General features: G+C 70.6%; 16 protein-coding genes, 1 tRNA gene and 2 pseudogenes. 13 read left to right on the top strand and 6 right to left on the bottom strand.

Annotation, left to right across the window (positions count from 1 at the left end):
* Nucleotides 1-17 precede the first annotated feature (17 nt).
* Nucleotides 18-1,097 carry a hypothetical protein gene (locus BZL64_RS18025; protein WP_086770215.1) on the bottom strand — a complete coding sequence of 360 codons (1,080 nt, stop codon included), beginning with the start codon at nucleotides 1,095-1,097 and terminating at the stop codon, nucleotides 18-20.
* Nucleotides 1,098-1,237: 140 nt separating this feature from the next.
* Between BZL64_RS18025 and BZL64_RS18020 the strand changes: the two genes are divergently transcribed.
* The 5 genes and pseudogenes from BZL64_RS18020 to BZL64_RS41945 all read left to right on the top strand — a co-directional run.
* Nucleotides 1,238-2,107: an MBL fold metallo-hydrolase gene (locus BZL64_RS18020; protein ID WP_086770214.1), complete on the top strand. Its 870-nt coding sequence runs from the start codon at nucleotides 1,238-1,240 to the stop codon at nucleotides 2,105-2,107.
* 231 nt (nucleotides 2,108-2,338) lie between these two features.
* Nucleotides 2,339-3,298: a DUF1152 domain-containing protein gene (locus tag BZL64_RS18015; RefSeq protein ID WP_086770258.1), complete on the top strand. Its 960-nt coding sequence runs from the start codon at nucleotides 2,339-2,341 to the stop codon at nucleotides 3,296-3,298.
* Between the two features lie 145 nt (nucleotides 3,299-3,443).
* Nucleotides 3,444-4,133, top strand: a complete 690-nt coding sequence (locus BZL64_RS18010) for a winged helix-turn-helix transcriptional regulator (protein WP_143663191.1) — start codon at nucleotides 3,444-3,446, stop codon at nucleotides 4,131-4,133.
* Nucleotides 4,134-4,316: 183 nt separating this feature from the next.
* Entirely contained in the window at nucleotides 4,317-5,234 is a 918-nt protein-coding gene (locus tag BZL64_RS18005; RefSeq protein WP_086770212.1) for a LysR family transcriptional regulator, read from the top strand.
* A 4-nt stretch (nucleotides 5,235-5,238) separates the two neighbouring features.
* Nucleotides 5,239-5,415 (top strand): annotated as a pseudogene (locus BZL64_RS41945) (helix-turn-helix domain-containing protein); the annotation flags it as partial.
* Between the two features lie 137 nt (nucleotides 5,416-5,552).
* Here BZL64_RS41945 and BZL64_RS17995 read toward each other — a convergent pair.
* A complete protein-coding gene (locus BZL64_RS17995) occupies nucleotides 5,553-7,043 on the bottom strand; it encodes an alpha/beta hydrolase family protein (protein ID WP_086770211.1) in 1,491 nt (496 codons plus the stop codon).
* 271 nt (nucleotides 7,044-7,314) lie between these two features.
* Between BZL64_RS17995 and BZL64_RS41220 the strand changes: the two genes are divergently transcribed.
* From BZL64_RS41220 to BZL64_RS17985, 3 genes are read left to right on the top strand one after another with little or no spacing between them, the layout of a single operon-like run.
* Nucleotides 7,315-8,136: a DUF7134 domain-containing protein gene (locus BZL64_RS41220; RefSeq protein ID WP_244205382.1), complete on the top strand. Its 822-nt coding sequence runs from the start codon at nucleotides 7,315-7,317 to the stop codon at nucleotides 8,134-8,136.
* Nucleotides 8,137-8,141: 5 nt separating this feature from the next.
* The gene (locus BZL64_RS41215) at nucleotides 8,142-8,606 is read left to right on the top strand and encodes a sensor histidine kinase (protein ID WP_244205381.1); all 465 of its coding nucleotides are present in this window, start codon (nucleotides 8,142-8,144) and stop codon (nucleotides 8,604-8,606) included.
* Nucleotides 8,603-9,295 carry a response regulator gene (locus BZL64_RS17985; RefSeq protein ID WP_086770210.1) on the top strand — a complete coding sequence of 231 codons (693 nt, stop codon included), beginning with the start codon at nucleotides 8,603-8,605 and terminating at the stop codon, nucleotides 9,293-9,295. The genes BZL64_RS41215 and BZL64_RS17985 overlap by 4 nt, the downstream gene beginning before the upstream one ends.
* A gap of 134 nt (nucleotides 9,296-9,429) precedes the next feature.
* Here BZL64_RS17985 and BZL64_RS17980 read toward each other — a convergent pair whose 3' ends face one another.
* Complete coding sequence (locus BZL64_RS17980) at nucleotides 9,430-10,023, bottom strand: TetR/AcrR family transcriptional regulator (protein ID WP_086770209.1); 594 nt, start codon at nucleotides 10,021-10,023, stop codon at nucleotides 9,430-9,432.
* Between the two features lie 161 nt (nucleotides 10,024-10,184).
* Between BZL64_RS17980 and BZL64_RS17975 the strand changes: the two genes are divergently transcribed.
* The gene (locus BZL64_RS17975) at nucleotides 10,185-10,586 is read left to right on the top strand and encodes a nuclear transport factor 2 family protein (protein ID WP_086770257.1); all 402 of its coding nucleotides are present in this window, start codon (nucleotides 10,185-10,187) and stop codon (nucleotides 10,584-10,586) included.
* 248 nt (nucleotides 10,587-10,834) lie between these two features.
* Here the strand turns inward: BZL64_RS17975 and BZL64_RS17970 are convergent, their stop codons facing one another.
* Both BZL64_RS17970 and BZL64_RS39855 read right to left on the bottom strand, forming a co-directional pair.
* Nucleotides 10,835-11,017 (bottom strand): hypothetical protein, encoded by a 183-nt coding sequence (locus BZL64_RS17970; RefSeq protein WP_086770208.1) that lies wholly within the window; start codon nucleotides 11,015-11,017, stop codon nucleotides 10,835-10,837.
* Between the two features lie 858 nt (nucleotides 11,018-11,875).
* Nucleotides 11,876-12,040: a hypothetical protein gene (locus BZL64_RS39855; RefSeq protein WP_158101538.1), complete on the bottom strand. Its 165-nt coding sequence runs from the start codon at nucleotides 12,038-12,040 to the stop codon at nucleotides 11,876-11,878.
* A gap of 200 nt (nucleotides 12,041-12,240) precedes the next feature.
* Here BZL64_RS39855 and BZL64_RS17960 point away from each other — a divergent pair, with 200 nt between their 5' ends.
* From BZL64_RS17960 to BZL64_RS17945, 4 genes are all read left to right on the top strand, one after another.
* On the top strand, nucleotides 12,241-16,050 hold the full coding sequence (locus BZL64_RS17960; protein ID WP_107430306.1) for a HEAT repeat domain-containing protein: 3,810 nt from the start codon (nucleotides 12,241-12,243) through the stop codon (nucleotides 16,048-16,050).
* Nucleotides 16,051-16,271: 221 nt separating this feature from the next.
* On the top strand, nucleotides 16,272-17,771 hold the full coding sequence (locus BZL64_RS17955; RefSeq protein ID WP_086770205.1) for an MFS transporter: 1,500 nt from the start codon (nucleotides 16,272-16,274) through the stop codon (nucleotides 17,769-17,771).
* A 234-nt stretch (nucleotides 17,772-18,005) separates the two neighbouring features.
* A tRNA-Tyr gene (locus tag BZL64_RS39850) sits at nucleotides 18,006-18,077 on the top strand.
* A 580-nt stretch (nucleotides 18,078-18,657) separates the two neighbouring features.
* Nucleotides 18,658-19,227 (top strand): TetR/AcrR family transcriptional regulator, encoded by a 570-nt coding sequence (locus BZL64_RS17945; RefSeq protein ID WP_086770204.1) that lies wholly within the window; start codon nucleotides 18,658-18,660, stop codon nucleotides 19,225-19,227.
* Nucleotides 19,228-19,368: 141 nt separating this feature from the next.
* Here the strand turns inward: BZL64_RS17945 and BZL64_RS17940 are convergent.
* Nucleotides 19,369-19,678 (bottom strand): annotated as a pseudogene (locus BZL64_RS17940) (SDR family oxidoreductase); the annotation flags it as partial.

Here is a 19,678-nt window from a genome sequence, read left to right as displayed (position 1 = left end):
GCCGTGGGCGAGTGCGATCAGGAAGGCCGGCCGGCGGCGTTGCCGGGCGACGTGCGGGCGAACCAGGCACGCGTCTCCTCCGCGGTCAGGACACGAGCCAGCTCGGCCGTGCCCGGGAGGTGGGGGAAGAACCGGTCGGCGTTCCAGCTGCGCCGGTATGCCGGCTCGTCGAGCACGAGCAGGCGGCGTCCCTCCACCACGGGAATGTCGTCGGGCAGCCCCTCGTTCCAGATCCGCTCGCCGTCCGGTGCGAGGAGTTCGAAGGCGCCGGACGCGATGGTCTGGGTGCGTCCCGGTGCGGGCTCGGGGTCCGTGGCCAGGCGGACGCTCTCTGCCGAAGGCCCGGTGCCCGGCACGTGGCCGCCGCCCACGAGGACGTGGGCGAGCAGTGTGTGCAACTGGAAGTTGTCCCCGATACCGCCGATACGCACCTCGAACCCGGTCCCGGTGGGCCTGTGCAACACCACCAGGGGCTCGTCGTCCAGAACGGCCAGTGCATAGGCCAGGCACTTGAGGTCGTGCCGCTCCAGGGCCGCCAGGGCGCGGCAGGTGGGAAGGATCGCGGCCGCGTGGCTGCGGCGCACCTCGGCGCTGCGGCACAGCACGGCCAGTGCGGGCGGCTGCCACTCCTCGACCGAGCACCAGGCCAGAGCCAGCCGCGTGGCCTCATACGCGTCCGCGTCGAGGCGGACCGGCAGCGCGTCGTCGATGATCTTCTCGTCCGGCTCCGGCAGCTTGTCTTCGGCCGTGCCGGTGGCGGTCCAGCGGCGGGCGAACTCCAGGGCGTCGAGCAGGTCCTGGTGGACGCCGCCGAGGACCGGCTCGGCGCAGGCCACCGGATCGGCTCCACGCTCGACGCAGAAACCCGCCGCCATCGCCAGCATCGGCCGGGGACCGGTGGGCGGGAAGGCGGGGAGGAGAGCCGCCAACCGAGGGCCCGCCACCACGCGTTCGGCGTCCGACGCCGACCGCACGCCGTTGACGACGGCGGTGAAGGCACGCGTGGTGCGGTCGCCATCGCGAGCGGCAACCGCCTCTTCCAACTCGGACACGGTGGCGGTGAGGCTCGAAGCCTTCCGCTTCCTCTTGAAGATCACCGGCTCACCTTAGGCCCGAGGTCCGCCCCTCGTCACCAGGTCAGGACCGTTCGAACCCCTTCCAACTTCTCGTCGCCGGAGGGCAGTTGGTTGTGGGTTCAGCAGTTGGTCGTGGGTTCCGGCATGGCAGGATCGCAGCCATGTCCCTCAGCGTGCCCCGCCTCAGGATCGGCTCGACCGAGATCATCGCCCTCGCCGACGGCGAGGGCCCCTTCTTCTCCCCACGCGCCGAGGCATTCCCCGACGCCACAGCCGCTCACTGGGCCGAGGCCGACCGCTACGACCCCGGCGCGGTCGACTCCGAGGGCCGCTGGCGGCTCCAGTTCCGCGCCTACGCGATCCGCGGCGAGAAGGGCCTCACCGTCGTCGACGCCGGGATCGGGCCGACGGACAGCCCGGCCGGCGCGTGGGCGCCCGTGCCCGGTGTGCTCCCCGAGTCGCTCGCCGCCGCGGGCATCGACCCCGCCGAGGTCGACACAGTAGTGCTCACACACCTGCACACCGACCACGTCGGATGGGCCGTCGTCACCGAGGCGGCCGTCCCCTCACAGGGCGGCGCGGCGGGCGGTACCCCTTCGCCAGCCGGTGCGACCAGCGGTCGCCGCCCCTATTTCCCGAACGCCGAATACCTGCTCCAGCGGGCCGAGTTCGACGCCCTCGACGCGCTCAACCCGCAGCTTCGCGAGACCCTCACCGAGCCGCTCGCGGCGGCCGGTCGGCTCCGGCTCCTGGACGGGGACACTCCGCTGCGCGCCGGACGCGCGGTCGCCACGCCCGGTCACACGCCCGGACACCAGAGTGTGCTGGTCGCCGACGGGCGCGAGCCGGCTCTCGTCACCGGTGACCTCCTGGTGCACGCGCTCCAACTCCTCCACCCCGAGCTGGCCTACGCGCACGAGAACGACCCGGAGACGGCCAGACGGTCACGGGAGCGCATGCTCAGCCGCGCAACCGCCACCACGCTGCACCTGGCGACGCCGCATCTGACGGAGCCGTTCGTCTCGGCGTGATCGCGGCCGTCCGAGGCGGCCGGGCAGGACGCGAAGCTCCGCTTCGACGTTCAGTGACAGAAAGACTTGCGCCACCACGCCCGCTGGCACGAGTGCCGCACCACCGTCATCGACGCGGTTGTCGACCTGGCGCGATTCCGTCCGCTCCGTGCCCCTCGTCGCGGGAGAACTCGGGAGCGTACGCGAGAACTCGGGAGCGTACGCGGGGCCGGTCCCCGGACAATGATCGTCATGACGTCCCTCCACTCCAACCCGCTCTTCGCCCGCCTCGCCGATGCCGAACGGATCCTCGTCGCGGGCGCGGGTGGCGGCTTCGACATCTACTCCGGCCTGCCGTTGGCCCTCTCCCTCCTCCATCAGGGCAAGCAGGTGTATCTCGCGAACCTCTCCTTCAGTGCACTCGCCGGCCTGCCGATCGACGACTGGGTCGCCCCCGACGTGGCCGCCGTCACCCCCGACTCCGCACCCCACCAGAGCTACTTCCCCGAGCGGACCCTCGCCCAGTGGCTGCGCGTGCACGGCTATCCGTGCACCGTGTACGCCTTCCCCCAGACGGGAGTGCGCCCTCTGCGCGCCGCCTACCAGGCACTGATCGAACTGCACGGCGTCGATGCCGTGGTGCTGGTCGACGGGGGCACGGACATTCTGATGCGCGGCGACGAAGCAGGACTCGGTACGCCCGAGGAGGACCTGACCAGCGTCGCCGCGCTCGCTGCCCTGGACGGCATAGCGACGCGGCTCGTCGTGTCGGTCGGCTTCGGTGTGGACGCCTATCACGGCGTGAACCACGTGCAGGTGCTGGAGAGCATCGCCGCGCTGGAGCGTGCAGGGGCGTACCTCGGCGCGTTCTCGATACCGCGTGCCACCCGGGAGGGCGCTCTCTATCTTGACGCGGTGGCACACGCTCAGGACCACACCTCTGAGCGCCCCAGCATCGTGAACGGTTCCATCGCGGCAGCCGTGCGCGGCTCGTTCGGTGATGTCCGGTTCACTGACCGCACCCGGAACAGCGAGTTGTTCGTGAACCCGCTGATGGCGCTGTACTTCGCTTTCGACCTCCCGGGCCTGGCGGCCCGCTGCCTCTATCTGGACCGGATCGAGGACACCCACCTGATGCGCCAAGTCCACTCCCGGATAACCGAGTTCCGCGAGTCCGTGGTGACTCGACCGCCACGCCGCTTCCCGCACTAGTGACCAGGCTGACGGTGCGCTGTCCGGCGCCGGCGAGCGTTCAGGTGCACTGTCAGTTCGCGGTCGGCTGGATCCGGTTCTGGGGGCATCCGCATGGAGTGCACAAAACGTATAGCGAGAAGTTGTGCAGTCGTACAGTGGATTCATGGCAACCGGGAGAACATACGGCCAGATGTGTCCGCTCGCCCGCTCCATGGACCTTCTCGGTGAGCGTTGGACGATGTTGATCGTGCGCGAGCTGTGCCTCGGGCCCAAGCGATTCAAGGACCTCCTCGACGTACTTCCGGCCATCGGACCGAACCGCCTGACTTCCCGCCTTCGCGGCCTCGAGGCCGCGGGGGTCGTTCGCCGGGGCACGCTTCCGCCTCCCGCGGGTGTGGCTGTCTATGAACTCACCGAGCGAGGCGAGGGGCTCCGTGCCCCGCTCATCGAGCTCGGACGGTGGGGCCTCGGACTCCCGCCGTCGGCGGAAATCGATCCGGAGACCACCCGCGCGGATCTGATCGCCCTCAGCGTTTCCACCTTCGCCCCGCCGGAGAAGCTCGTCGGCCTCAAGGAGATCTACGAGCTGCACGTGGGCACGGAGACGTTTCATTTGGAGATCGCCGAGGGCCGAATGCGGACCAAGAGCGGTCCGGCGCCGGTTCGCCCCGACCTTGCGGTGACCTGCCGGTTGCGGATGTTCCTCGCTGTGGTCTTCGGCCGCATCCGGGCGGTCGACGCAGTCCAGTCGGGCGACCTGACGGTGACTGTCGGTTCCAGCGAACTGGCCGAGCGCGCGTTCGACCTTCTGTCCGGTTCCGATCTTGGGTATCCGGTGTACCTGGGGGTGTAGCGCGAGAGCACTCCTGCCGCCAGAACATGAAGCGGAGATGCCATGAGCTTCAGCATGGCCTCCTGGCCGGGCTGGGACCGATGTGGACCCGAGCCAAGCGATCAGGGGAAGCGATTTCCTGGTCGATCGGCATCCACCATACTTATTCTTTCTGGTCAATGCCCCACTGCAGAGGGAAGACCCGTGAACCTAGCCCGCCTCGACCTCAACCTCGTCGTCGCCCTGCGTGCCCTGCTCGAAGAGCGGAACGTCACCCGGGCCGGGCAGCGTGTCGGGCTCAGCCAGCCCGCGATGAGCGCCGCCCTGGCCCGGCTGCGCCGCCACTTCGACGACGACCTCCTCGCCCGGGTCGGCGGCCACTATGAACTGACCGCCCTCGGCCAGGTACTCCTGGACCGCACCTCCACCGCCTACGACGTGCTGGAACGCCTCTTCGCCAGCCAGGCCGACTTCGACCCCGCCCGCGAGAGCCGCGAGTTCAAACTGATCGCGTCCGACTACGCCGTCTCCGTCTTCGGCGCGGAACTGGCCCGCGTGATCCACGAGGAAGCCCCCGGCATCCGGCTCCGGTTCGCCCAGACCCCCACCACCGTCGTCGACGACACGGCCACCCTGCTCAGCGCCACCGACGGCCTCCTCATGCCGCACGGCGTCATCAGCGACTTCCCCGCCACCGACCTCTACGACGACCGCTGGGTCTTCGTCGTCGCCGACGACCACCCCAGCGTCGACGGCCGGCTCACCCGCCAGGATCTGGCCCGGCTGCCCTGGGTCACCTACCAGCGCACCTACGACGCCCCGGCCGTACGCCAGCTCGGCATGCTCGGCATCGAGCCACGCGTCGAGGTGTCCGTGGACAGCTTCCAGCTTCTGCCGCTCCTGGTCGCCGGCACCCGCCGCATCGCCCTCGTCCAGGCCCGCCTCGCCCGGCTCCTCGCGCCACTCTCCGCCGTACGCGTGGTGGAGCCGCCGTACGAGGCGGTACCCCTGCGCGAGGCGCTCTGGTGGCACCCGGTCCACACCCACGACGCGGCCCACATCTGGCTGCGCGAGACAGCCGCCCGCGTCGGGGCACGACTGCCCCGCGCGGACGAGGAGTGACACGGTGAAGGCGCCCCACCAGGAGTCGGTCCTCTCCCGTGCCGCTCGCATCCTGGAGGCGTTCAGCCAGGACGAACCGGTGCTGACGGTCTCCCAGATCGCGCGCCGCACGGGGCTGCACGTGGCAACGGCCTCCCGGCTCGTCGGCGAACTGGTCGCCCACGGCTTCCTGGGCCGGGACGACGACCGCCGGGTGCGCATCGGTGTCCGGCGTCGTGGTCCTGGCTTTGTTTCCGGACGAGCGGCTGCCCTCCCGGTCATGAAGGTCGCGTCTGTGACGAGTTCCCCCGGCCGCGACAGCGGTCACGGCACAACTGGTCAGCCCCTGTCGCCCGGGTGCTGGACGCTGAGGTCCCCGTACGCCGACAGAACGTCTGCCAGGTCACCGGGTTCGTGCCGCAGGGTGGTGTCCAGGAAGGCGAGTGTGGTCGCGGCGACGACACGCGGGCTCTCGGTGCGGCCCAGCGAGCCCACCACGGACGGCACGGGCGGCAGGTACAGGGGGCCGTCCATGAAGGTGAGGTGTGCGGCGCCGGGGACGGTGAGCCGGTAGCTCGTCGCGGTGTTCAGCTCGAGGGCCTCGGTGAGGCGGGGCAGGTAGCGTGGGTCGGTTTCGGGGGTGATGGCCTGGGTGAGCGCGAGCGTCGGCTGGTGGAGGGAGGGCGTCGTGGGGCCGTGGGGGTAGCCGTCCAGATCCATGACGGCGTCGAACCGGCGGTCCCGCCGGGCTGCTTGCAGGGCGGCGGCGCCACCCATGGAGTGGCCGGCGACCGCGACCCGACCGGTGTCCAGGCGTCCGGTCAGCGGGCCGGCGATCTCACCTCGGCCCAGACGGTCCAACTGCGTGAGGACGAAGCCGAGGTCGGCCGCCCGAACGGCCGTCCAGCCCGCCGACAGCGCGGTGTCCTTGTCCCGGTCGCCGGTGGAGGCGGTCCTGGAGCGAATCGTTCGGCCGTCGGTGAGAACGACGGCGGCGGAGTCGTAGGGGTGGTCGAGGGCGGCGACCAGATAGCCGTGGCTGGCCAGTTCCTCCGCCCAGGCGGTGTTCTGGGTGCGCACTCCGCCCGATCCGGGAGAGAACAGCACGACCGGGAACCGTCCGCCCCCGCCGGCCACCGGGGCGTCGACGACCGCATGGGTGTGGGCCCGCGCGACGCCGTCGACCAGGAAGCCGGGCAGGCCCACCCCGCGGGCGAGGGCGTCGGAAACGGTGCGCGCCTCGTGCTCCGTGCGTCCGAGATACCGGGCCCGCCGCGTGCCCGCGGGGCTCTTCCCCGCGGGATACCAGAGCTGGACCACGACCGTGCGCCGGTCGCGCGGATCGGCGGTGAAGGTCTCGGCACGGCGCGGGTCGGTCCACTGCACCACCCGGGTGCCGACCGCGAAACGGCCCGACGGCTCCGGGAACACCGGTACGGGGAAAGCCCAGGCGGCCACCGGGCCCGTGGCGATCAGGCCGGCGCAGGCCACCGAGCCCGGCAACGCCGACCACCATCGGGTCCGCCGCACCGGCCGGCCGGTGCGGCGTCGCAACAGGGGAGAGAGGGTGAACGGCAACGCGACGGCGGCGCCTGCCAGTACCGGCAGCACCTGCCAGCGGATCCCCACCACACTCAGCACGATCGCGGACAGCAGGAGAGCCGCCCCCGCCGCGATCGTGACGCGTGGGCGTGCAGCGGGGGGAAGCCAGCGCGCCACCACCAGCGCGACGGCACCCAGCAGGGCAAGCAGTTCCGGAGGGGACATGTACAGCCCCGCGATGATCTCGTTCACGCCGCCATCCTCCGGGCGGGGCACGCGAGGCCACATCGGCCCCCGGTGGCCCTCGCATGCGACCGCAGTCGCGGCCCGAGGTAGGTCGGACGTACGGCCGCAGTCGCGTCCCGGCATGTCTCCCGTGCGACCTGAGTCGCCATCAGGCACGCCGGACCGACGCCCGCTCTGCGACCGTGGAAGCAGCGGGACTCCTCCTGCGGTCGTACCCCGGCACGCTGCCATCAGACGGTGGGCTCATGTGCTTCGCGGGCCCGGCGGCCTACCGTGACGGGGCCACCATGACGTCGATCGACAGGGGCGTGTGATGACCGAGGCGGCCCCGGAGCCCGGCAACGCCCGCCCGCCGCGCCGCCGGTACCGCGTGCGGCGGGTGAGGACAGCCGTACGGCTGACGGGGTACGCCGACCTGGCCTCCTCCCCGCGAGCGGCGCGACCGGTGAGAGCCGCCCGGCGCTGGGGTCTTCGGCTGCCGCCCGTGGTGGGGGACTCGCTGTTGCCGGCGCTGCTCCTGCTCAACGTCATGACCACGGGCGCGCCGGGGGACCTCGTGGTGGCCGTGGCCCTCACCGCCGCCCTCGCGCTGCCGCTGGTGTGGCGGCGCCGGGCCCCGCTCACGGTGTTCGGCGCCGTGGCGGCCGCGGCCTTCGTCCAGTGGCTGACGGACGTCCCCCTGCCGGCGGACGTCGCCCTGCTGGTGGCTCTCTACACGGCGGCGGCTCACTCGGGCCGGCGCGGCGCGCTCGTGGCCGGTGCCATCGTGGAGGTCGGGGCTCTGCTGGCCTGCCTGCGGTGGGCCACGGAAGGAGCGTTCCTCACCCCGTTCGTCGCGATGACCGCGATGGTCGTCGCCGCCGCGGTCCTGGGTGTGAACGTGCGGACCACGCGCGCCTACCTCGCGGCCCTGGAGGAACGGGCCGCACGCCTGGAGCAACAACAGGACCAGCAGGCGCGCCTGGCCGTCGCCGAGGAGAGGACACGCATCACCCGGGAGATGCACGACATCGTCACCCACAACCTGTCCGTCATGGTCGCGCTCACCGACGCCGCCGTCTACGCGCAGCACCGGTCACCCGACAAGGCCACCACCGCCATGCTCCGGACCTCCGAGACGGCCGGCAGGCGCTGACCGACATGCGCCGCTCGTTGGGCGTCCTGCGGACCGGCGAACCGGACGCGGAGCGCCACCCGCTGCCCGGCATCGCCCAACTGGAGACCCTCGCCGACCAGATGTGCGCCGCCGGGCTGCCGACCCGCGTCGAGGTCCAGGGAAGCCACACCCACATACCCGCCAGCGCGCAACTGACCGTCTACCGCCTGGTACAGGAAGCCTTGACCAACACCTTCAAGCACACACCCGCCGGCACACCCGCGAAGGTCCGGATACGGTGCTCGGCCGACACCGTCACCGTGGACGTCACCGACAGCGGCCCCCGCCCGCCACTTCCCGGCGCCACCGCGTCCGGCCACGGCATTCCCGGCATGCGCGAGCGCTCGGCCGCCTACGGGGGGACGTTGGAGGCCGGACCGCTTCCGGGCGGCGGCTGGCGAGTCCGCACCCGCCTCTTCCTCGACAGCGGCGAGGCGGTGTCCGCATGACGATCCGCATCCTGATCGCCGACGACGAAGGACTGCTCCGTATGGCCTTCAGCACCATCATGGAGGCCCAGCCCGACATGGCACCGGTCGGCGAAGCCGCGGACGGCGTCCAGGCCGTACGCCTCGCCCGGGAGCTGCGCCCCGATGTCGTCCTCATGGACGTCCGGATGCCCGGCACGGACGGGATCGAGGCGACCCGGCAGGTCATCCGGATCTCCCCGCAGAGCAGAGTGCTCATCCTCACCACCTTCGACCTGGATGAATACGCCTTCGCCGGACTCAACGCCGGAGCCTCGGGCTTCCTGCTGAAGAACACCAGGCCCGAGGAGTTGCTCACCGCGATACGCAGTGTGGCCGCGGGCGACGCGGTGGTGTCCCCGCGCATCACCCGCCGCCTGCTGGAGAACTTCCGCCCGCACATCCCCGACGGCAGCGGCGCCGACCGTGACGAGCGGCTGAGCCGGCTCAGCGCCCGTGAGCGCGAGGTGCTCGTCCAGGTGGGCCGCGGCCGGTCCAACACCGAGATCGCGGCCACCCTGTACCTCGCGGAGGCGACCGTGAAGTCCCATCTGGGGCGCATCCTGCACAAGCTCGAACTCCGCGACCGGATCCAGGCCGTGATCTTCGCCTACGAGAACCGCCTCGTCCACCCGTCGAGGCCGTCCACCGCACCCCGGACGGAACGCTGACCGACGTCCGGCCCCCGAGACGCCCGGTTCGGAGGCGGTACAGCGACCGGCTGAAGACGGCGTACGGGCGCGCGCGGGGATCCGGCACGCGTCCGCGGACACGGAAGGGGCGGTCGGGGGCGCGTAGCGCAGGGTCAGCCGCCGGTCTCGGCGGGTGAGGTGAGCGCCGCGCGCATCAGGCGCAGGAAGAGCGTTTTCCGCTCGTGCCGGACCGCCGGGTTCGCGCTCGTGTTCTTCAGTCCGTCCATGACGGCGAGGAGAAGAAGCGCGAGTTCCTCGGGGGTGGTGTCGACGGCGGCGAACCGTACTTCCCCCTCTTCGGCGGCCTCCTCCAGCGCGGACGTCAGCCGGGTGACCAGGGCGGTCCGGGCTTCGCCGACGACGTCCTCGGTGATGGTGTGAGTGGCGTCGAAGAGTTCTCCGCCGTGGGCGCTCGACGAGATCTGGGCCGTCAGCTCCGTGAAGTAGGCGGCCATGGCGGTGTCGATTCTGGACAGCACGTCACCCTTCTCGGCGAGGGAGGCGTCCACGAGTCCCAGGGCACGGGAGTGGGCCCTTCGGGATCCCGCGCGGAAGAGTTCTTCCTTGCCGGCGAAATGCAGGTAGAGCGCGGCCCGGGACATTCCGGCGGCGCGGGCGATGTCCTGCATGGTGGTCTTGGCGTACCCGTACTGACGGAAAACGGTCAGAGCGCTGTCGAGGATGTGCCCGGCTCGGTCATCTGGCATACCGATACGCTAGTCTCCTGGACTCATAGAGTCCAACTAGACAGTCTGCGACATTTTGTCAAGCAGAGCAGATGCGGGATGGCACGGGCGCGCAGGCGCCCCCTTCCCCCGTCCCTGTCCGGCTGGAGGCTCGCCCGTCCGCAGGACCAGGAGTGAACTTCATGGCACAGACAGTCGAGACCGCCGCCGACCGCGCGGTCGCCGAACGGATCCGCGAGGTGGAGCGGGCCCGGCTCCGGGCACTTGTCGCGGCTGATGTCGTCGAGGCGTCCGAGCTGCACGCATCGGACTTCCAGCTCGTCACCCCCGTCGGCGCGCTCCTCACCAAGGACGAGTACCTGGGAGCCGTCAGCAGCGGCCACATCGACTACGTCGCCTGGGAGCCCGGCCCCATCGCCGTCCGCGTCCGGGGGAACGCCGCTGTCATCCGCTACCAGGCCGTGCTCGAAGTGGTCTTCGGCGGCCATCGGGTGCCCAGCACCCGCTACTGGCACACCGACACCTACGAGTGCCTCGAGGGCAGGTGGCAGGTCGTGTGGTCCCAGGCGACCGAGATCAGGTGAACCGGGCTGGTGGCCGGTGCCGCGGGCAGGCCGTGGGAAACGCCTGCCCGCGCGGAACGCTCATGACGTTTCGTCCATCAGGTTTCCCGCCACCGGGGTGGCGCTGACCAGGCCACCGGAGCGGCCGCCCGCTCACGCACCCCGCGGCGGCGATCCTGCATCGGCGAGTCCCGCTGGCCGACCCCGAGCACGGCGCTGCTGAACACCGCCAAGTCCGCGAAGGCGCCGTACACCGTGATCACGGCCCGTCAGATGACGTTGACGGTGTCGAGGAAGCGGGCGGCGAGTTCGGTGTCGCCGGTGACCGTCACCTCGCTGTCGCGCCAGGAGGAGCGCTGTGTGCCCCAGTCGGGGAAGGTCAGCGCGGGGGCGGTGATGTGCGCGGCGACCGTGCCGTCGGACGGGGCCAGGCCGCCCGCCTCGTCAACCACCAGGTCCCCCCCGGGGCCAGTACCACGGCATCGAAGGCTTCCGGACACGCAGGCACGCCAAGGGCATCTACGTGCAAGGCCACTTCAACGCCGCCCGCCTCCTCTACGCCCCCTTCGGCAAGCGCACCGACACGCTCCTCAACTTCTTCCTTCGATGACCGGCGGCTCCCGCCACCGGAGCCCGACCCGCATCGGGTCCAGGGCCCGCGTGATCCGGGAGGCGAAGACAGCACCTGCCCGAACGCGCGTCGCACTCGCTCGGCCTGGGCCGGCCTCGGGAGAGTCGCCGATGGGACAGCCGCCCAGGCAGTGGGCGGTGAGCGGCATGCCCGTCAACTCGCCCACATTGCTGTCCGTGAAGCCGTTGACCTCGGCGGCGATGACAGAGGCGGCTTCCGAAGTCGCCGGGATCCGTGGGGAGTTGGGGGAGCTGCAGACGGATCTTTGGCAGTTTTGCGTTCTTGGCCGGGTCGCTTCGGCATGATGTGCGCCATGGGGCGGCGGCCGGTAAGGATGGACGAGCTTGTCGAGTGCTGGACGATGCTCGATGACGAGCTGGAACTTGTGGCGGGGAAGCGGGGTGCGAGAGGGCCGGAGCGTGTTGCAGCAGCAGCGTGGTCTGCCCGAGGGGCGGGCGCGGCGGCGTCCGGTGCGTGCGATCGCAGAGCGAGGTATCGTCCCGATGCCCGACGCAGTCGGCCGGTCGGGGGCAGCGGGGCATCACGGTGGGACACGAGGGCCTCCTGCGGTCGGTCGTAGATGTCGCGATCCACACCGAACTCAGAAGGCCCTCACCTGTTCAAACACCCAGCACGCGTGTCACCGACGTCCCGGGACAGCACGCCTGGGCCTGGGTCGTCATCGGCGTCCGTACAGTTCCCGCACGCATGCCGCGACGGCGCGCAGGATGCCGGCGCGGTCCTGAGAAGCAGTGTCCTTCAGTGCCAGACCGGTCATCGTCACCAGGGCGATCGCGAGGATCGCGAGCCCGGCCAAAGGCACCGCTGCCCACCAGATGTCCATGTGTCAGTCCCTCCCCAAGCAGCCTCGACCTCCCGGACGGGACGGCCACGAGCACCTTCTCCAGGACCTTCGACGGCCGGACATGGATACCGGATCGCCGGATTTCCGGCCGCAAGCTGCCAGATGGCAGGGACCGTGGGCCTGGGGCGTCGGATCAGCCGGATCAGATCGGTACCCGAGCGGAAAGGCCGGAAGCGAGCGTGAGGAAAGAACACGCGGGACGGCAGGCGCTGGCGCGGCAGCTTGGGCAGCTCGGGGAAGCGCTGGACGGGGAGCGGCAGACGCAGAAGGCCGCGGTCGCGGAGGCGAACAGGCGCCGGCGCGAAGCCGCAGGCCGTTCAGTGGACGTGCCCTGGCCGCGCAGCGAAGGCGGCGCGGATCTGCCCCTCCAGACGGTCAACGGCTGGTTCCCCAAGCGGGAGCGCTCGAAGGAGCCCAGCCTGCCGCAGGACTTCGACGACATGTGGTCCGTGGTCGCCGTGATGCTCGAATGGGCCACCCAGCAGGACAGCCGGTACGTGGAGGGCAGGCTGCGCCCCGGCTGGAAGAAGCTCTACGAGGACGCCCACCGCGGGACCACCATGGACGAGGAGGTACGCGGCTACCTCGTAGCCGCCCGGAAGGCCGCTGAGAAGCACCCGTATCCGAACCTTTCCGAACCACCTTCCCTGGCCGAGGTCTACGTGCACCAGCGCAGCCGCGCTGCGGCACGGGACGGGCACGCCGTACCTGGCGAGGGCTCCACCACCGGAAGAAGCGGTACAGGTCTCGCCGTTCCTGGAGAGCCGGCCGAAGCGGTTTTCCGGTATGCCGACCGGGTGTGTGTGCTCATCGCCGGCCCAGGAACCGGCAAGTCCACACTGCTGCGCGCGCGGCTGCGCGACACGGCCGGTGAACTGCTCGACGGCACGCACCACCCCGGAAAGTCCGGTCCGGCCGTCCCGGTATGGGTGAGCGCACGCGCCCTCGCTGGAGAGGACACGCAGGTACCCGATGTGCTCGCCGCTGCCACCGCAAGGCTCAGCCAGTTCGGGCGGCACCCGGAACTGACCCGAGACCGCTTCCTTCAGCGGCCTTGGACCGGGGCGCACTGGCAGCTTCTCGTCGACGGCCTCGACGAACTCCCCAACGCGGACGAGCGCCGCGCCGTGCTGGAGAAGCTTGCCAACGCCGTCGCGGCAGAACCGCCGCTGTACCGGTGCGTCGTAGCGACCCGCCCTCTGGCCGAGGGCGAACTCGGCGTCCTTGACCAGGTCCTCGGCCTCAAGGCGCCGCACTTTGAACTGCAGGCGTTCGCACCGCACGATCTGCGCGACTACATGGAGAAATACTTCAGCACCCGCTGGCCGCGACAAGAAGCCACCCGCCGCGCCCGCCACTTCGCCGGTGCGCTTCGCAGGGCCTCCCTGGACGAACTGGCCCGTACCCCGCTGATGGCCTTCATGCTGTGCCAGCTCTACCTCGCTGAGCCCGAGCGCCCGTTGCCCGACGGCCGCGCCGCGGTGTACGAAGCCTTCACCGACCTGGTCTACGAGAACAACCACAGCAAGCGCGTCGCGGACAGCCACGAGGAATCGATCGAGCGCCTCGTGGAAAGCGTCCAGAGTCCGCGGGCGCGCAAGGAAGCCGACGCCGCCGCACGGCGTGTCCACGAACGGCTGCCCGAGCTGATCGGTTACCTGGCCCACCGGAGGCTTTCGGACCACAAGACCCCGGTCACCGAGGCACTGGCCGCACACGAAGCCGTGCAACGTCCCGGCAGGATCCGCCCAGACCGTTGGGATGCATTCCTGGAGAACCTTCTCCGGCACACCGGACTGCTGGTCCACCACGCCGACGGCCTCGGCTTTCCCCACCAGACCTTCCTCGAGTACCACGCCGCGGCGGAGATCCGGCACCGGCTGGTCGTCGAGCGCAGCCTGACCGGGGATGCCCTCATCCACCAGGTGTACGGCGAGCACTGGGCGGACCCCACGTGGCACGAAACCCTCGTCCTTGTCGCGGGAATGGTCGAACCGCGCCTCACCGGCCAGATCGTCGACCACCTCCTCGCCGCCGATCCGCTGTGGTTCGTTCGGAGGCCCGGGGCGTTCTTGAGCGAGACACCACACCACATCGTGCTCGCCGCTCGCTGCCTCGGCGAGGTCCGAGACCCGGGCACGCTACACGCCCGGTGTTCCGCCGTCGTCAACACGGTGATCGCACTGATCGAGCACATGGTCACGGGAAAGACGTCCCCCTATTCGTCACTCATCCGCGCGGTCGCGGAGACGCTGCCACCCGTGCTCGGCCGGCTCGGAGCAGGCAACCCCGCCATCAGCCGGCACTACCACGACTGGTACCGGGCGCGCGGCCAGTTCCTGAGCGTCACGAGGTTCGGGGAGGACTTCGTCTCGGTCCAGGTGCCACCGGCCGCTCGCGTCGGCGCAGCGCTGTTACGCGACAACAGCGAGTTCCGCGAGAGCCTGGTCAGCAAGGCGGTCTTCGGCCCCGCTCCCGCCGACCGGGAGGAGGCGCTGCGCGCGCTCATCCAGGAATGGCCCGACGACCCCCAAGTCGCCGGACTGCTCCGTGAGTTCGCCGAGACAGACCCTGATGGAAACGTCAGGAGAGGCTCGCTGCAGCTCTTCGCGATGACCCGTCACCAGGACCGCTCCACCAGAGACTGGCTGCGGACATGCCTCACCGACCACGACCGGTACCTACGGCAGGGGGCGCTGGCCGCGCTTGCCGACGGCTGGAGCAACGAGCCCGAGACATTCACCCTGGTACGCCGATCCGCGACCGAGGACCGCGACGACTCGGTCCGCCTCACCGCGGTGCAATCCATCGCGGGCGGCTGGCCGTACGACCCGGACGCTGCGGCCGTCGTACGCGACCGCGCCGCCCGCGATCCGGACCCGCACCTGCGCTGCAGGGTGTTCAGCATCCTCGTCGAGGGCTGGCCTGACGATCCGCAGACTGTGGCGCTGTTGCGTTCGGCCGCCGCCGACGTCGGAAGCGAGGCATGGGTACGAGAGGCCGCGAAGCAGGCGCTCGCTCGCACCGAGCCGCGACCCGCGGACTCCGCCCCAGCCCGGTCGACGTCTTCGCCCGTCGCGGAGGATCCGCGACATGCCGTGCTGAAGCCCCTCGTCGTCGACCGGCGCACCGACGCGAAGACCCCCGTGCTGCTACGCGAACAGGCCCGAAACCACCCCGACGGCACCGTCCGCGTGGCCGCGGTGCGGGCACTGGCCACGGAATGGCACACCCATCCCGCAACGCTGCCGTGGCTGGGTGAGCTCGTCACCTCCGACACGAGCGAGCCGGTGGTACAGGCCGCGCTGCTGGCCGCCTACTTGGCTTGGCCCGACCATCCCGACGTCCGGGCGCTGCTACGCGGCGTCGCCCAAGCCAAGGGCCCGTCGCGAGCCCGCGAGCTGGCCGTTCTCGCCCTCGCCGCCGGATGGCGCAGCGACCCGGCAACCGAGTCGCTGCTTCGCAGGCTCGCAGTTGACGGCAACGCCGAGTTCGTACGCGCGGCGGCGGTGCGGACGCTGGGAGCCGGCTGGAGCGACAACCCCGACACCGTCGAGTTGTTGCACGACAGGGCCGTGAACGATCCTGAACCCCACGTCCGTGGGACCGCCGTCCAGGCCCTCGTCACAAACTGTCGCACCCGGCAGACCGCCGTCCTGCTTCGCCGGCGCGCCATCGACGACCCGGACGACCACCTGCGCGCCGCCGCCATATACGACCTGGCGGCGGGCTGGCGCGACCCGGAGACCGGCGAGCTGCTCCGCCGAATCATCACCAGCGGAACCGGCCCGATCAGCCGAGGCGCGGCAGTCCAGGCACTGGCAGGCGGTTGGCGCGACGACCCCGTCACCGAGAAGCTGCTGCGGGAGCGGGCCGTCGACGACTCCGACCGGGACTTGCAGCGAGAGGCCGTGACGGCACTCGTCGCACGCTGGCCCCATGATCCGCAGATCCAGGCGCTCGCCGACAGCCTCTCCGACGAGTGGTAGCGGTCAGGAGCCATCGAGCTGCCGGTTCGGCACGGGGTACGGCGCCGAGATGCGGGCCTTGATCCCGCACGCCGTCGAAGCCCTCCGCCGGCTCTCCGCCCGCTCGCTCAACGGGCCGGACCCCCCTCCACTTGCACTGAGGAAACCGATCTGTTTTCCTATCTGGAAACAGATCGGTTTCCGACCGGTGCTCAGCCTGTGACCAGCAGTAAAGGGAAGACATGACTACGACCTTCGATCGCGGGGCGCCCGCCTCCGGGAAAACAGACTCGGGCCGCCGCGGCTCACACGCGGTGCGCTGGCTGGTGCTCGTCGTGCTGGGCGTGGCGCAACTCATGGTCACGCTGGACGCGACCGTCGTGAACATCGCCCTGCCCGAGGCGCAGCACGACCTCGGTTTCAGTGACGGCAGCCGGCAGTGGGTCATCACGGGGTACGCCCTGGCGTTCGGCAGCCTGCTGCTGCTCGGGGGGCGACTCGGTGACCTGTTCGGCAGGCGTACGACCTTCGTGACCGGCCTGATCGGTTTCGCGGGCGCATCCGTCGTCGGCGGCGCGGCCGGCAGCTTCGAGATCCTCGTCGCGGCACGGGTGGCCCAGGGCGTCTTCGCCGCGCTGCTCGCGCCTGCGGCACTGTCGCTGCTCAGCGTGACCTTCACCCAGCCGGCCGAGAGGGCGAAGGCCTTCGGCATCTTCAGTGCGCTGTCCGGTGCGGGCGCCGCGGTCGGACTGCTGCTCGGCGGCATGCTCACCGAATGGGCGTCGTGGCGCTGGGTGATGTACGTGAACGTCATCTTCGCGGGCGTCGCGCTGGCCGGTGCGTTGCTGTGGCTGGCCAAGCCCGTGGTCACCGAGCGGCCCAGAATCGATATTCCGGGCACCGTCGTGGTGAGTGCCGCACTGTTCGGCATCGTCTACGGGTTCGCACACGTCGAATCCACCAGCTGGACCGACCCGGTCGCCCTCGGCTCCATGATCGTCGGCGTGGTGCTGCTGGCCGTGTTCGTGTGGCTGGAGCTCAGGGTCGCGCATCCGCTGCTGCCGCTGCGCGTCGTGCTGGACCGGACCCGAGGTGGTTCGTTCCTGGCCGTGTTCGTCACGGGCATGGGGATGTTCTCGATCTTCCTGTTCCTGACCTACTACCTGGAGGCCAGCATCGGCTACTCGCCGATCGAGGCCGGTCTCGCCTTCCTGCCGATGGTCGCGGGCATCGTCGCCTCGTCGACCACGGTGCCTTCGCTGCTGCTGCCCAGGGTCGGTCCGAAGGTCGTGGTCAGCGTCAGCTTCCTGGTCGCAGCATCCGGTATGGCCCTGCTGACGCAGCTCGCGCTGGACAGCGGCTACGTCGCCGACATCATGCCGGGCATGATCCTGCTGGGCCTCGGTATCGGCGGGGTGATGACCACCGCGTTCCAGGGGGCGACCTCAGGCCTGCACCACGAGGACGCCGGCGTCGCCTCGGCGCTGATCAACACCGGCCAGCAGGTGGGCGGTTCGATCAGCACGGCACTGCTGACCACCGTTGCCTCGTCGGCCGCGACCGACTACCTGTCCTCGCACAAGCCCGGCGCGCTCACCGTGGCGCAGGCCGGGGTCGAGAGCTACACGGCCACCCTGGCGTGGGGCGCCGGGATCTTCGTCGTCGGCGCGGTACTCACAGCGTTCCTGATGCCGAACAAGGCTCTGGCGCCGTCGGAGGGCGAGCCCGTGATCGCCCACTGAGCCTGATCCTACCGAGATCGGGCTTGCCGGACCCACTGTGGGGAACGCCCTGTCGCCTGCGCTGATCGGTGTCCGTAAGGCGTAAAGCAGCGCAGGAAGGCGGGGCTGCTCCGAGACGACGCCTGCTTGTTCCGGGGTGCGACGGTGGGGCCGACGGCCGGTGCCGCCACCCGCGCTGTGTCGAGGGGCGATGGGCCGGTCGGTCCCGGCTGTCAGGGGCTGTACCGCGTCCCCGCCCAGGCGAATTTCGAGAAGACCATCGCCCTTGTAGAGCGAAGGTCGTCGGTTCCAATCCGACAGGGGGCTCTTCGTGCACCGCGCTGGCAGGTGGCCTCCGTGGCGGGGACGGCTCCAGCTCATGGCTTCGCCAGTTCGGCGCGGATCTGGGGAAGTGCTGTGATCCTTCACCCACCAGGACGTCGCCATCCTGCTCATCGCCAACGCGGGAGTCGTCACCGTCACCGGCGACGTCGCCCCCGACACCTGGCGCCGCCTCGTCGGCCACATGATCCGCTCCTACGCCGCCCCCGGCGCACCGATCCCCGCACTGCCCGGAGCGCCCCGGCCCGCTGCTCTCTACCGCGCCATGGTCCGCCTCTCACGACCGGCCCTGACACCGTCCAGGGTGGCGGCCTTGGCCCGTGGTACGCGTTCGCCCCGTGGCCGACGTCTGCCGACAACCGAGGGTCGCGTCCTCCGCCCGCGCGCAGGCGATGGCGCCGTAGCGGTCTACACCCCTGTCCTGGCGCGCTTCGAAGGGGGCCTCGTCGGCAAGGGCATTGCGGAGTTCGTCGGGCCGCTCGGCCGTGGACGGCTCGAAGATCACCCCGACGACGTTGCAAACCGATCGGTTTCCATTTCGTCCATATCGCGTTAACCTCGCAGTGTGACCACCGAAGTGAAGTCAAGCACCAGGGAGCGGCTGCTGGAGGCGGCGGCCACCCTCACCTACCGAGACGGCGTCGGTATCGGCGTCGACGCGCTGTGCAGGGCGGCCGGAGTGTCGAAGCGCTCCATGTATCAGCTGTTCGAGAGCAAGGACGAACTGCTGGCAGCGAGCCTGGAGGAGCGCGCCGCCGCCTTCGTGGCGACCCTCCTGCCCGTGACGGACGACGGCCGTTCACCCCGCGAGCGGATCCTGCACGTCTTCGCCCAGCTGGAGGAGCAGGCGGGCGCGCCCGGCTTCCAGGGCTGTCGGTACCTGGCTGCTCAGATCGAACTCAAAGACCAGGCCCACCCTGCGAGCCAAGTGGCCCACCGGGTCAAAGGGAACCTGACAGCGTTCTTCCGGGCCGAGGCGGAACAGGGTGGGGCGAGCCACCCCGACCTGCTTGCCAGGCAACTCATCCTGGTGTTCGACGGTGCCAGCGCCCGCGCGGGGATCGGAGCCGACCACCTGACCGGGCTCGTCAGGCCCACGGTGGCCACCCTGCTCGATGCGGTGGGCGTGCGCTGACGCATCGACCGAACTGCTTCGCCGATGCCATACCGGCCGGTCATACCCCGGCGGGCGCGGCACACCGCCACCGCCACGGGCGCCCCGATCCGCGGGCGGTGACGTCGTCGTTTCTCGTCGACCGCTCGGGAGGCGGGCCTGTCACCGGTGCGGTGTTGTGCGCAGCTCGTCGGCGAACCGGGAGAGGGCCTCCTCGGCCGTGGGAACGGGGCCGAACAACTGCTCCTGGCGGCTCGGGTCGGCGACGTAGCGTCCGGTCTCGAACCAGTGGAACATCGCGGCCATGTCCTTGACCAGGGGCAGGAAGCGGCCGGCGACGGCTCCCGCGCCGCGGGCGACGGCGGACGGTACGGCCCACACCTTGATCTCCCTTCCGGCCCGGCGGCCCATCACCTCGGCCACCTCCCGCATGCTGACGGGACGGTCCCAACCGATGTCGATCCGCTCACCG

The organism is Streptomyces bobili, from assembly GCF_002154575.1.
Classification (GTDB): domain Bacteria; phylum Actinomycetota; class Actinomycetes; order Streptomycetales; family Streptomycetaceae; genus Streptomyces; species Streptomyces bobili.
This window is presented reverse-complemented; position numbering and strand designations above follow the sequence as displayed.

Bases quoted from the DNA above. Each gene is read 5' to 3' on its own strand.
- BZL64_RS18020 (WP_086770214.1), top strand. From the start codon at position 1,238: ATGTCCCTCAGCGTGCCCCGCCTCAGGATCGGCTCGACCGAGATCATC.
- BZL64_RS18015 (WP_086770258.1), top strand. From the start codon at position 2,339: ATGACGTCCCTCCACTCCAACCCGCTCTTCGCCCGCCTCGCCGATGCC.
- BZL64_RS18010 (WP_143663191.1), top strand. From the start codon at position 3,444: ATGGCAACCGGGAGAACATACGGCCAGATGTGTCCGCTCGCCCGCTCC.
- BZL64_RS17995 (WP_086770211.1), bottom strand. From the start codon at position 7,043: ATGTGGCCTCGCGTGCCCCGCCCGGAGGATGGCGGCGTGAACGAGATC.
- BZL64_RS41220 (WP_244205382.1), top strand. From the start codon at position 7,315: ATGACCGAGGCGGCCCCGGAGCCCGGCAACGCCCGCCCGCCGCGCCGC.
- BZL64_RS41215 (WP_244205381.1), top strand. From the start codon at position 8,142: ATGCGCCGCTCGTTGGGCGTCCTGCGGACCGGCGAACCGGACGCGGAG.
- BZL64_RS17985 (WP_086770210.1), top strand. From the start codon at position 8,603: ATGACGATCCGCATCCTGATCGCCGACGACGAAGGACTGCTCCGTATG.
- BZL64_RS17980 (WP_086770209.1), bottom strand. From the start codon at position 10,023: ATGCCAGATGACCGAGCCGGGCACATCCTCGACAGCGCTCTGACCGTT.
- BZL64_RS17975 (WP_086770257.1), top strand. From the start codon at position 10,185: ATGGCACAGACAGTCGAGACCGCCGCCGACCGCGCGGTCGCCGAACGG.
- BZL64_RS39855 (WP_158101538.1), bottom strand. From the start codon at position 12,040: ATGGACATCTGGTGGGCAGCGGTGCCTTTGGCCGGGCTCGCGATCCTC.
- BZL64_RS17955 (WP_086770205.1), top strand. From the start codon at position 16,272: ATGACTACGACCTTCGATCGCGGGGCGCCCGCCTCCGGGAAAACAGAC.